12 protein-coding genes and 1 riboswitch are annotated in these 11,668 nt (G+C 38.6%); of the genes, 4 read left to right on the top strand and 8 right to left on the bottom strand.

Annotated features, from left to right (window positions below; genetic code table 11):
* Nucleotides 1–39 precede the first annotated feature (39 nt).
* The gene (locus J7Q84_RS12615) at nt 40–183 is read right to left on the bottom strand and encodes a hypothetical protein (protein WP_209094923.1); all 144 of its coding nucleotides are present in this window, start codon (nt 181–183) and stop codon (nt 40–42) included.
* A 245-nt stretch (nt 184–428) separates the two neighbouring features.
* Between J7Q84_RS12615 and J7Q84_RS12620 the strand changes: the two genes are divergently transcribed.
* The gene (locus J7Q84_RS12620; protein WP_209094924.1) at nt 429–761 is read left to right on the top strand and encodes a MerR family transcriptional regulator; all 333 of its coding nucleotides are present in this window, start codon (nt 429–431) and stop codon (nt 759–761) included.
* A 135-nt stretch (nt 762–896) separates the two neighbouring features.
* Here the strand turns inward: J7Q84_RS12620 and J7Q84_RS12625 are convergent, their stop codons facing one another.
* Genes J7Q84_RS12625 through J7Q84_RS12635 form a run of 3 tightly spaced genes read right to left on the bottom strand, consistent with a single transcriptional unit; the run spans nt 897 to nt 4,649 of the window.
* Entirely contained in the window at nt 897–2,024 is a 1,128-nt protein-coding gene (locus J7Q84_RS12625; RefSeq protein ID WP_209094925.1) for a Ger(x)C family spore germination protein, read from the bottom strand.
* Nucleotides 2,021–3,130 carry a GerAB/ArcD/ProY family transporter gene (locus J7Q84_RS12630; protein ID WP_209094926.1) on the bottom strand — a complete coding sequence of 370 codons (1,110 nt, stop codon included), beginning with the start codon at nt 3,128–3,130 and terminating at the stop codon, nt 2,021–2,023. The genes J7Q84_RS12625 and J7Q84_RS12630 overlap by 4 nt, the downstream gene beginning before the upstream one ends.
* Complete coding sequence (locus J7Q84_RS12635; RefSeq protein ID WP_209094927.1) at nt 3,117–4,649, bottom strand: spore germination protein; 1,533 nt, start codon at nt 4,647–4,649, stop codon at nt 3,117–3,119. Before J7Q84_RS12635 ends, J7Q84_RS12630 begins: the two co-directional genes overlap by 14 nt.
* A 207-nt stretch (nt 4,650–4,856) precedes the next feature.
* Nucleotides 4,857–4,959, top strand: a riboswitch (SAM riboswitch).
* Between the two features lie 58 nt (nt 4,960–5,017).
* Between J7Q84_RS12635 and J7Q84_RS12640 the strand changes: the two genes are divergently transcribed.
* Both J7Q84_RS12640 and J7Q84_RS12645 read left to right on the top strand, forming a co-directional pair.
* Nucleotides 5,018–6,358 carry a Na+/H+ antiporter NhaC family protein gene (locus J7Q84_RS12640; RefSeq protein WP_481747549.1) on the top strand — a complete coding sequence of 447 codons (1,341 nt, stop codon included), beginning with the start codon at nt 5,018–5,020 and terminating at the stop codon, nt 6,356–6,358.
* Between the two features lie 109 nt (nt 6,359–6,467).
* The gene (locus tag J7Q84_RS12645; protein ID WP_209094929.1) at nt 6,468–7,169 is read left to right on the top strand and encodes a metallophosphoesterase family protein; all 702 of its coding nucleotides are present in this window, start codon (nt 6,468–6,470) and stop codon (nt 7,167–7,169) included.
* Nucleotides 7,170–7,203: 34 nt separating this feature from the next.
* Here J7Q84_RS12645 and J7Q84_RS12650 read toward each other — a convergent pair whose 3' ends face one another.
* The 3 genes from J7Q84_RS12650 to J7Q84_RS12660 form a co-directional block, all read right to left on the bottom strand.
* Nucleotides 7,204–7,761 carry a maltose acetyltransferase domain-containing protein gene (locus J7Q84_RS12650; protein WP_209094930.1) on the bottom strand — a complete coding sequence of 186 codons (558 nt, stop codon included), beginning with the start codon at nt 7,759–7,761 and terminating at the stop codon, nt 7,204–7,206.
* Between the two features lie 263 nt (nt 7,762–8,024).
* Nucleotides 8,025–9,020, bottom strand: a complete 996-nt coding sequence (locus J7Q84_RS12655) for a zinc-dependent alcohol dehydrogenase family protein (RefSeq protein ID WP_209094931.1) — start codon at nt 9,018–9,020, stop codon at nt 8,025–8,027.
* Nucleotides 9,021–9,184: 164 nt separating this feature from the next.
* Nucleotides 9,185–10,153 carry a ring-cleaving dioxygenase gene (locus J7Q84_RS12660; protein ID WP_209094932.1) on the bottom strand — a complete coding sequence of 323 codons (969 nt, stop codon included), beginning with the start codon at nt 10,151–10,153 and terminating at the stop codon, nt 9,185–9,187.
* Nucleotides 10,154–10,413: 260 nt separating this feature from the next.
* On the opposite strand from J7Q84_RS12660, the gene J7Q84_RS12665 reads away from it, so the two are divergent.
* Nucleotides 10,414–10,965, top strand: coding sequence for a DUF420 domain-containing protein (locus J7Q84_RS12665; RefSeq protein WP_209094933.1), 552 nt, complete (start codon nt 10,414–10,416; stop codon nt 10,963–10,965).
* A 146-nt stretch (nt 10,966–11,111) separates the two neighbouring features.
* Here the strand turns inward: J7Q84_RS12665 and J7Q84_RS12670 are convergent, their stop codons facing one another.
* On the bottom strand, nt 11,112–11,663 hold the full coding sequence (locus tag J7Q84_RS12670; RefSeq protein ID WP_209094934.1) for a hypothetical protein: 552 nt from the start codon (nt 11,661–11,663) through the stop codon (nt 11,112–11,114).
* Between the last annotated feature and the right edge of the window lie 5 nt (nt 11,664–11,668).

The raw sequence follows: 11,668 nt of genomic DNA on the forward strand, positions 1-11,668 counted from the left end.
TGTTATGCCGCCCCCCTTATATCACCATACTCTTAACTCCTAGCGATTTTGCAAGTCTCTCAGCAATTCCAACGCAGCACTTCCGGTAAGTACCATTAATTCCTCTAATAATTCATCCCGCCGTATATCTAATTCAATAATTTTCTTTGCAAGCTGCACTGACTTCTCTTCTGTATTTTCCATCCCCGTTGCCTACCCTTCCCGTCATCTGAAATCACTTATTTTTGTAAAACCCTTCTACCCTTACCCATATGATATATTCTCATTGTATTCAAAACGCTCTTCTTCATCTCTAATTTTGTCAGAAAATCTTACACACATTTCTTTTCGGAATTGAAATTCATGTTAGAAATTCTTACACACAAGTCGCCATTTTCAGTTAATTCCTATATAGTATATAAAAGAACTTTAAAAAGGCGGGGGTAGGAGTGTCAGGAAACGATCATTCTTATAAAGAGAAAAAGGTAATTTCTATTGGCACTGTAAGTGAAATAACGGGATTGTCAGAACGGCAAATTCGCTATTATGAGGAACGAAAATTAATTTTTCCTGAACGAACAAAAAAAGGAACACGAAAATATTCATTTAACGATGTAGAACAATTGATGGAAATTATAGAAAAAATGGAGGACGGCGTTCAAACGCACGAAATCAGAAAGGATATACTAAAAAAAGAACGTAAGCTAGATGAACGGGCACTTCGTAACAGCATGATTCAAGGACAATTAAATGCCAGATTCGGATTCCCTAAATCTCCTTAAAATATCTATTTCCATATAAAATGAACCTTGAATCAACAAATGTCTCTGCTTAATTTTTTGAGCTCCTCCTGTCTTAAAATCTCCTTTAAGACAGAAAAAAGCTTACCCATCAAAGGTAAGCTTTTTCACCGTATATTACTCTAAAATCCCATGCCCTACTATCTTTATTTTCACTTTCGGCTTAATTTGAACATGTTGGTAATAATTCTTTTTATCAAGAGATTTCCATGTTTCAGGATGATACGCCATCAATTTCCTACCTATCCCCAAAAAGTCACAATTTGCTTCCTGCAACAGGTTAGCAGCCTGCTTTGTTTTTTTGGTAAACTGCTCGGACAAAAGTTTATTCAATTTCAGCAGCGTTGAATCCGTGTCAACAGCACCTTGCGGATGTTCTTTTACCGAAACGTTAAGATGTAAATTGAGGTCTACTTGGATTACTCCATCTTTTTTTGGAGTTATTTTCATATTCCTTTTCATTTTTACCGTCTGTATAGAAATAAATCGATTTCGATATTGCTTTTCTTTCGGATACGCTTTAATTGTAAAACGAGCCGTTTTTCCCATTTCATTTCTCATCAATAACAGTATAGTCGCCTCTGCTCCTTTTGCAGTAATTCCAGTAAACTTTTGATTATGGAACAGAGCAATCGCAGATAATTCCACCTCGTTATTCTTTGTTATATACATATAGGGAAGAGCAAAATCCTGTCCAGGATCGAGCATAACCGGACATATGGATTGAACGGTCTCTTTTGGAGTATTCGTTGCTTCTTCTCCCGATTCTATAATTTCCAGCAGCTCTTCAGCAATAAGGGTATCATTTACACTCTGCAACTTTAAAATATTGCCTGCCTTGCCTTTTGCTATAATTAATTTCGCTCCTAAAGAATTTTTCGGATCTCTATAAAGAATATCAAGAATAGGGTAAATATTATTTTCTGCCAGCTTTTCTCCCAATAAGATTACTCTCGCTTTGTTCGCTGCATACTCTCCCCCCAGTTTCCTTCCTATTTTCATTCTCATATCCCGCATTGTTTCCCCCTTAGCAGTAATCGTTAAATTGTCAATCTGGTAATTTTGTGCACCAGTGCTTCCAAGTTTGATTGTCCGAACCACTGCAGTCGACAATAGCTTTTGATTTTCTAGTAAATCCACTGCTACCCCATAGACCAAATTGTCATCTTTCAACGGCTGCTGATCCCAGCAGCCTGCTGTAACAAAGCAAAATAAGATTGCTGTCAATCGTAGCCATATCTTCACGATACACTGCCCCCCGTGTTTTTAGCCTTTTTAAACAAGAAGGAGAAGAGTAAAGTAATCGCAGGGATGCAGCCTACAAAAATGTAGGATAAATAGGCTATTATCTTACTTAACTGTGCCCAAGGCATAAAGTTATCCAGCGGCATACATAAAATAGTAATCAACAGAATAACAGCCATAAGCCTAACTATATTTCCATGATGTGTTCTGTTAAACACAACCTTGACTCCCATACTTAGGATAAAGAGATACGTAATACTCGACGTAATCATTGGGATGACCCATACAGATAGGAACAATAAATCCAGACGTTCTATTATGTCAAATGAGATTGCTTTTAGCATATATAAAATAGGTTCAGGCACTAATGTCAATTCCTCAGGACTAAATACAATCAAACCGGTAAACACAAAAAATGTATATAACACCGCAACAAATATATTCGCACCTATGGCAACCTTCAGCTTTTGGCTCGTTTTCCCTGCAGTGTCAGCAAAAGCGATAAACACGAATTCAAATCCGAGCATAGCAATGGTGCTCTCATGGACCCCACGCATAATGTTTTTCCATCCCATGTGTCCCACAGGTAAAATATATTCCAAATTTATATCTGCATAAGGACCTATCATTAAAATCAGTAAGAGGAAAATAAAAAGTGTGGCAAGCACATAAAAACGAGCAATAATGTGCAGGCTTTCTTTTGCTAAATAAGCGCTCGTGAATATGATAAGAAGAACCAAAATCCAGGATGGAGTATATGCTAAAATCCATCTTCTTATGATATCTACGTACATAGCAATTACTAGAAGAAACACCATTACAAAAAAAATAATGTACGTGCTTACCACAATTTTCCCTATAAATCTTCCATAAATATAAATAACAGCCTCAAAAAAATTAAGCTTAGGGGTTCTTCTATATAAAAGCCAGATGATTGTTGTGAAGACAACCACTACAACACCTGAAAGCATAGTAGAAATCCAGCCATCCCCTTGTGCGATGTTATGAACATTGTAAGGGAGAGCTAAAACGCCTATTCCTATTTGTGACTGTAAGATAATAAAAAATAACTGATGCAGTTCAATTGATATTTTAGGATGTTTCATTATTATCCCAGCCTCTTGGATTAAATAGCCGTTTTGCTTTTTTCGGTTGTAAACTCTTTGGTCTCTCTTTCATTTTACTAAAGGGCACTCTTAGTAAAGTGTCTTTTAAATCAACTATCCGTAATGGAGCAAAAGGAGTAAAATATGGCATGCCAAATGACTCCAATTTACATAAATGCATTAGTAAAATCATTAATCCAAACACAATACCGACAAACCCAAATAACGAAGCTGCAATCATTAAAGGAAAGCCTAGTAAACGAACCGTCGTCCCCATTTCATGAATTGGAACGACAAAGGAAGCGATTGCTGTAAGAGCCACTACAATAATCATCGTATTTGATACAAAATTAGCTTGTACGACCGCTGTACCAATAACTAAACCGCCTACCACCCCAATCGTTTGTGCAATAGGCTGCGGCAATCGAATGGATGCTTCGCGAAGCATCTCCAATGCAAGCTGCATCGCCATTGCTTCCACAAGAGGGGGAAACGGCACAAACTCCAATGATGCTTTAATCGCAAATACTAGTTCAATCGGAATTACTTCAAAATGATAAGAAACAACCGCAATATACAACGCCGGCAAAGATATAGCAATAATGAAGCTGATTAATCTTAATAGCCGAAAAAATGATCCTATATACCACCTATTTGAATAATCGTCAGAAGATCGATAAAAAGAAAAAAAAGTGGCAGGCATGATAAGAGCCGAAGGATCTCCTTCCACAATTAAAGCAACCCGGCCCTCCAACAAGTTATATGCCACTCTATCAGGACGTTCTGTATGCAGCAATTGAGCAAAAGGGGAATATATTTCGTCTTCAATAAGCTCTTCTACCTCTCCAGAGTTGCTGATATAATCTGTTTTTATAGATGATAAGCGCTTCTCCACTTCTGCAATTAATTCTTCATTTGCAATAGTATTTACGTAAATCATCGCCAGCTTCGTATACGCTTCTTGCCCATGGATTTGGTATTTGATCGTGAGATGAGGACTTTTGACTCGCCTCCGTATCAAATTGAGATTTATATTTAAATTGTCTATCAATCCCTCATGGGAACCTCTAATAACTTTCTCACTTACCGGTTCTTCAATTGCTTTTGATTCATACAATTCTGTTTTCAATATGTAAGCAAGGTTACAGCCTTCTTCTAATAACACGGAACTGCCATTGAGCAACTCAATCACAATTTGATGAAGCGTGGAGGAAGTTTGCATACTCAAAGCAGGAATTACATCCTGAATATCACCTTGTTTTATCCGTATGAGCGGCTTGATTATGCTAGATTCAATTTTTTGCTTATCCACAATAAGGTTCAAAAATAATAAACCATATCGAATATTATTGAAAACTAAATATCTTACAGTAAAATCATCAGCACTAATAAAGGATTGTTGAATTAGATTAATATTATCTTGTAATGACAGCCCTAGCTTTATTTCATTTGTACCTTTGGAACGACCATTGTCTTTTCTTCTATTTGTTTTGCTAGTTAGAAAAGAAAAGAAATCCACCGACTCTCCTCCTTACTTATACCTATTACACGTATTGTTCCGCAGTCCCCAGACAATATACTTGTTGCCTACAAACCGCTCTTTCTTCATGTCGCTGTCTAATGTCCTAGGCTATCAAATATGTTGGAAAATACAAACAATAAATAAACCCCAAAAAAAGATTGTGTTCTACAAAAAACAGTGTCATAATAAGTCGGAAATATAAATCTCTTATCCAGAGAGGTGGAGGGACTGGCCCTTCGAAACCTCGGCAGCGGACTATGTAAGTACTGTGCCAAATCCAGCAGGCTATATGCTTGAAAGATAGGGGGAAGCAAGGACATTAGTATGTCTAAGACTTCTTCTTTCATTTGAGAAGGAGTCTTTTTATGTTTATAAAAAGAGGAGGAACTTCAGTGAGTATACAGAAAAAAAGCGCAGTTGCCTTGCTACCGCTTATAATCTTTGTTGCTCTGTTTATCGGATCAGGAATTATTACCGGTGATTTTTATAAAATGCCCGTATTAGCTGCCATCTTGGCTGCAGTTGGAGCGGCTTTATTCATGAACAGAAAAGAAACCTTGACCGCTAAGGCAGAACGCTTTGCAAAAGGCGCAGGTCATCCTGATGTCATGATTATGGTACTTATTTTCATTTTAGCAGGTGCATTTTCAGAGACTGCTAAAGGTATGGGGGCTGTACAGTCAACTGTAAACATGGCCTTAACTATGTTTCCACAAAGCTTTTTAATTATTGGTTTGTTTATTATCGGTATCTTTATTTCATTAGCTATGGGAACGTCCATGGGAACGATTGCTGCCCTTGCTCCAATCGGTGTTGGAATCAGCTCCCAAACCGATATTTCTTCAGCTCTTGCGATGGCAACTATTATCGGCGGGGCCATGTTCGGAGATAATCTTTCGTTTATTTCAGATACAACGATTGCAGCTGTACGTACACAACGAACAGAGATGGCTGATAAATTTAAAACAAACTTTTTTATCGTTCTCCCTGCAGCTATTTTAACTGCTATTATATTATTTTTTATGACAATGGGAAGCTCTTCAGCTGTTCCGGCACAAGATTTTCATTGGGTTAAAATCTTGCCGTATGCAGGTGTACTCATCACAGCTTTACTAGGTCTTAATGTTCTTGGTGTATTAGCTGGTGGCACACTGCTTGCTGGTATCATCGGATTATTAGATGGAAGCTACACAATAAGCAGCTTTGCCCAAAGTGTAGCCGCAGGTGTGACAGGTATGGCAGAGTTAATTATTTTAGCTATTCTAATAGCTGGTATGGTCGAAATCATTAAATATAATGGCGGGATTCAATACTTATTGCACATCATGACCCGCAATATTCACTCTAAAAAAGGAGCAGAATTCAGCATTGCCGGATTAGTAGCAATAACAAACCTGGCAACGGCAAACAATACGATTTCTATTGTGACTACAGGTTCTTTAGCTAAGAATATCGCTGAAACATATGAAATCGATTCACGAAAATCAGCGAGTTTGCTTGATATATTTTCATCCAGCATCCAAGGTATGATCCCTTATGGCGCACAAATGCTTACAGCAGCAGGCTTTGCCTCTATATCGCCAATCAGCATTTTACCTTACTCATTTTACCCGCTGTTCATTGGCCTTTGCGGAATCGTCTCGATTTTAATCGGATTTCCAAAATTCGCTCTAAAGAAGCAAAAGCATCAAAAGCTATCGGCATAGTTGTTTCATGCAACAAAAAGGAGGCCTTCTCGTACTGAGAAAGCCTCCTTTTCTTATACATACATTTTCGATACACTAAACATGATCCTATTCAAAAATGAGGGATATTATGCGTACATTTTATATCAGTGACATACACGGTCATTACATTCCTTTAAGGAAGCTGCTCGATTCAGTTAACTGGAATCCTGAAGAAGACAAGCTTATTCTAGGAGGAGACCTTATCAACAGAGGACCTGATAGTGCAAAGGTTTTACAGTTTGCTCAAACACTCCAACAGCAGCAGCCTGCAAATGTTCATGTACTTTGCGGTAATCACGAGGAAATGCTGATATGGTATCTCCGAAACAAATCTCCCATGTGGCTGCAACACGGGGGGCTAGAAACATTATACAGCTTGCGTCAGCACTTTGAAGATGTGTGGAAAGCAGCTGAAGCTTATGCTTCATGGCTCGAGTCGCTTGCACTCGTCTATGAAGACAATAGTGCAATTTACACCCACTCAGGAATCAATCCCTCTTTCCCTAAAAGACAGCAGCCGCGTGAAATATTGTGGATGAATATACGTGAAGTGCTCTCACAAAACCCACAAAAATTATTAACATGGAGTGATGAAAAGCCTATTTTCCGAGGGCATAGTCCGGTTCGGACCGTACATACAAAAGGCGCCTATACACATTGCGACTTAGGTATGGGAGTCATCCCTTCTTCTCAAGCAGCACTTGCGTTAGTGAATGTTACAGAAGGAATCTATTACCGTTGCACAACAGATGGAATAATTACTGTACATTTTATTGAAAGCTTTACATAACCCCCTGCTTTATCATCAGGGGGTATCAAAACAATCAACTCAATTCTTTTATAATTCGTGCAGGATTTCCGCCTACAACCACATTATCAGGGACATCCTTTGTCACTACAGCACCAGAAGCAACGACCGCATTGTTTCCGATTGTAACCCCCGGATTAATGATCGCTCTTCCTCCAATCCAAACATTATCTCCAATTGTCACTGCTTTACCGTACTCAGCTCCGCTGATTCGCTCTGTAGCATCCAAAGGATGGGTAGCTGTATAAACGTGCACCCCAGGTCCCATAAAACAGTTTTCTCCGATAGTCACTGGGCATACATCTAACACTACACAATCAAAATTTGCATAAAAGTTATTGCCCACATAGATGTTGTATCCATAATCACAACGAAATGCAGGCTCTATGTACAAGTTTTTTCCTGTCGAACCAAACAATTGTTTTAACAAAGCTGTACGCGTATCATAGTCTGTTTCAATCGTTTGATTGTATGCACGTGTTAGTTTTCTAGCTGCCTCTCTTTCTTTTACAAGCTCTGGGTCGGATGCAAAATACAATTCTCCGTTTATCATTTTTTGTTTTTCTGTTTTCATAAGCTACATCCCTCTTGTTAGATTCAGTTAACCTTGCTTTCAAGATTGCTCCTTCTTCAGTTTTTCCATTATATTTTTATCTTTGCTAACACATTAAAAGTTGTTCTTTTTTCGCAAGTGCACTGACAAAATTTCCTCTGAAAGCCATAGCTATACAATTCATTGGTATTTCTCACTTCGCACTCGAAAAATTAATCCTTCTTCTCATCGTTTTAAAATCATCGTTGTAGTGCCACAAGAACCGTTTAGCTTTTCAGAAATATCTATTGTTCAAAATTTTGATTTCGTAACGTTACTTTCCCTACAGCTTGTCCTGATGCTAGAAATTCATGGGCTTTTGATACATCCTCAAACGAAAAGGAATGCGAATCAACAAGCGGTTTGATTTTTCCTTCGTCTACAAGATGCGCTAGTTTGTTTAAAATGGCACCATGATTTATACGTCCCTCTTGCGACATTTGGGCTAAAATCATAAAAACGACGTGCAATGTAAGCCCCTTGTTATGCAGTGGTGTTAAGTCATGAGTAGATCTTGCTGCAATAGCAGCCACCGTTCCTCTTGGTTTAACCGCTTGAAAAGAACGATCCAAATTCTCTCCGCCCACAGTATCAAATACCACATCGAAGCCTTGTCCATTTGTATGCTTTGTAACATACTGTTCTACAGACTGCTCACGATAATTGATGACTGTGTCTGCACCGAGCATCTTTGCAAGCTGCATTTTCTCATCCGTAGATGCAGTCGTGTATACTTGTGCACCTAAGAATTTTGCTATTTGGATTGCCACATGACCGACTCCGCCTGTCCCTGCATGAATAAGCACTTTTTGCCCAGGCTGCACCTTACATCGTTCTACTAATGCTTCCCATGCAGTAAGAGCTACAAGAGGGAGTGCAGCAGCTTCGGTAAAAGTTAAGGATTTCGGCTTTACAGCGACCAACGAAGCATCCACGAGTGTATAATCAGCAAGGGCACCTCCTAAACCGACAGTCGTATACACTTCATCTCCTGGCTGAAAAGAAGAGACTCCTTCTCCCACCTCTTCAATTACTCCGGCACAATCACTGTGCAAAATGAGAGGAAGCTCTAAGTTCATAGTATTTTGCAGGAGGCCGCCCCGAATCTTTAAATCAATCGGATTTACACTTGTTGCAGCTACTCGAATTAAAACATGCCCCTTCTTTATAGAGGGACGAGCCAATTCCATTGCCTGAAACACCTCAGGACTTCCATATTCCTTGATTACTTGAGCTAACATTTGTATTCACTCCTTATCTATTCTATTAGTTGGTAGTATATACACTATTATAAAGTAATTGTGACTGCCTAAATCTCTAATAGTCTTTATCAGCGAAGAACATTTCTTTTATATCTTTAACTTAAAAAAAGGAATCGATATCGATTCCTTTTTTGCTTATATGATTATTTAGTATCTAACGGCTTCAGCTTAGCTTCAATATTCTCCCGATACGGCTCTAAAAACGGAGGAAGTGCCAAGTTCTCGCCTAATTCTTCTAACTTTTCGTCTGCGGTAAATCCCGGTCCATCTGTTGATAATTCAAATAAAATTCCGTTTGGTTCACGGAAATACAACGCTTGAAAATAATAGCGGTCCACCATGCCAGACGTTGACAACCCTGTTTGTTCAATAATTTCCTGCCATCTTAATAACTCTTCTTTATTCTCTACCCGGAAAGCAACATGATGAACAGCACCGCGTCCTTGACGTTCCATCGGCAAATCGGTTCGTTCTTCCACGTGCACCTCTGCTCCTGAGCCGCCTGCACCGGTTTCAAATACTAAAATAGCAGGCTGATTCTCCTCAAGAGACAGATAGCTTTCTTTCTGCCGGAAGCCCAGAACATCAGTTAATACTCGTACTGTGGATTGAACTTTACGCACGGTTAACGTCACTGGCCCCAATCCAATAATGCCGTATTCATGCGGGACAGGGCTCTTAGACCAAGGAATCCCGCCCGGTACTCCTTCAAATTTACTGTCAGCAGTCAATATAACATGCTGGTTCTCAAAGTCACGAAATGCCAACGTTGCACGCCCTGCACGCTCTATTACCTCATCACGTTCAATTTGATAATCATCTAATCGTTTTGCCCAGTAATCTAAGGCATCGCGATTCGGCACACGCAGGGAGATGGAAGAAATGCTGCTTACGCCACGATAATGACGCCCCATCATCGGAATTTCAAAAAACGTCAGCTCTGTTCCCGGATTTGCTTCACCATCTCCGTAAAATAAATGGTACACAGAAGTGTCATCTTGGTTGACCGTTTTTTTAATGAGTCGAAGTCCCAAAACTTTCGTATAAAACTCATAATTTTTCACTGCATTTGCAGTTAAAGCAGATACGTGATGCAAACCTTTTAGCTCCATAAAGTAATCCTCCTTCAATATAATCTCATTTAAAAATAAACTTCATTTTAGTTAGTTACATACTATTATATAGTTTTGTTTATGTCAATAATTTGCCTCTTATGGTTAAACTACAGAGAAAGCTTATATGTTGAAAAGAATATAATAGTGCCTTTATAGTCCCGATCAGCAGAAGAAATACACAGAGTCACAATGTTGTCACTTTACTCATAATATTTCAATGTTAAAATGAAGAAAAACATGCTATAGGAGATATGAAAATGAGTAACACAAATAATCGCCCCACAAGTCAAAAAAACTATACTGGTATCGTAGTTACCCTTTCCATCGTCGTGAACGCTATAATTTTAATCCTGTTTTTCTCACCAATAGGTTACGCCGGAGAAGTTAGCTTTGATATCAAGATTTTCCCGCGTATGAACGCAATTTTAAATGCCTTTACGTTTGTATTTTTAGCCGCAGGACTGTATTCCATTAAAAAGAAAAATATTACCCTGCATAAACGATTCATTCTTGCCGCATTTACTACCACCTTATTATTTTGTATTTCTTATTTAACGTACCATTATTTATCTGTCGCTCCAACACATTATGGAGGAGAAGGAGCGCTCAAATATGTTTATTTCTTTATCTTGCTGACACACACGGTTCTTGCTGCCATTATCGTTCCTCTTGCTCTATTTTCTCTTATTTGGGGATGGACCAATCAATTAGACAAGCATCGAAAAATTGTTCGCTGGAGTATGCCAATTTGGCTGTATGTCAGTTTCACAGGAGTACTAGTGTACATTTTGATTTCTCCATATTACTAAGAAAAAAGCTCAAATCTGCGACAGATTTGAGCTTTTTTTTTCGACACTATCATTATTATTCCCCCTGCAATATTTACAGAAATCTTGTTTTTGCTCAACAAAATACGAGGGTTTTTAACTTACAAAAAGCAATCTTATCTCTAGTATTAGTTCTTACCTATAGTTTTTTGAGTATGATGACCTTTATGTTTCCCCTTCACTAGTACCTCCATCTGTCTATTATAAAACCGTGCTTCTGTCGCTGTTCCTGCCATTTTCACTTTCTTTTGGAGAGTATTTATTTGATTAGATTCTTCATCAGGAACTCTGTCTATTTTGAGTATTTCTTCTTCTTTCTCATCCGTTTGATGAGTATACATATCAGACTTTTCAAGCTCTCTCTGCAACGCTTTTTCCGCATAACTTTTCAAAAAAGCACTGCTGCCAAACCCAGCGATTAAAGCGCTTTGTACCGTAATAGCAAGAGAAGCATTTTCATACATAGATAAAGATACAAGCACTGCACCTAAAGCTCCTGCGATTGGTTCTTTAATAGAGCCGAATACAAACTTTTCTTGCGACCCATCCTCAGAAACGACTTTTTTACTTTGCACATAGCCCTCACTTACAACAATGTTAACGATTCCTCCAATTATCCCACAGCCCATCATTAGTAACACGTACCATCCCATATTAAAAGGGAAAGTAAAATCAGCCATACGCA

It is taken from the genome of Bacillus sp. 165 (assembly GCF_017742235.1).
In the GTDB taxonomy this organism is placed as follows: Bacteria; Bacillota; Bacilli; order Bacillales; family Bacillaceae_G; genus JAGHKQ01.

What these genes read in the sequence shown, in the direction of transcription:
- J7Q84_RS12615 (WP_209094923.1), bottom strand. Translation starts at nt 183, where the DNA reads ATGGAAAATACAGAAGAGAAGTCAGTGCAGCTTGCAAAGAAAATTATT.
- J7Q84_RS12630 (WP_209094926.1), bottom strand. Translation starts at nt 3,130, where the DNA reads ATGAAACATCCTAAAATATCAATTGAACTGCATCAGTTATTTTTTATT.
- J7Q84_RS12640 (WP_481747549.1), top strand. Translation starts at nt 5,018, where the DNA reads ATGTTTATAAAAAGAGGAGGAACTTCAGTGAGTATACAGAAAAAAAGC.
- J7Q84_RS12645 (WP_209094929.1), top strand. Translation starts at nt 6,468, where the DNA reads ATGCGTACATTTTATATCAGTGACATACACGGTCATTACATTCCTTTA.
- J7Q84_RS12650 (WP_209094930.1), bottom strand. Translation starts at nt 7,761, where the DNA reads ATGAAAACAGAAAAACAAAAAATGATAAACGGAGAATTGTATTTTGCA.
- J7Q84_RS12655 (WP_209094931.1), bottom strand. Translation starts at nt 9,020, where the DNA reads ATGTTAGCTCAAGTAATCAAGGAATATGGAAGTCCTGAGGTGTTTCAG.
- J7Q84_RS12660 (WP_209094932.1), bottom strand. Translation starts at nt 10,153, where the DNA reads ATGGAGCTAAAAGGTTTGCATCACGTATCTGCTTTAACTGCAAATGCA.
- J7Q84_RS12665 (WP_209094933.1), top strand. Translation starts at nt 10,414, where the DNA reads ATGAGTAACACAAATAATCGCCCCACAAGTCAAAAAAACTATACTGGT.
- J7Q84_RS12670 (WP_209094934.1), bottom strand. Translation starts at nt 11,663, where the DNA reads ATGGCTGATTTTACTTTCCCTTTTAATATGGGATGGTACGTGTTACTA.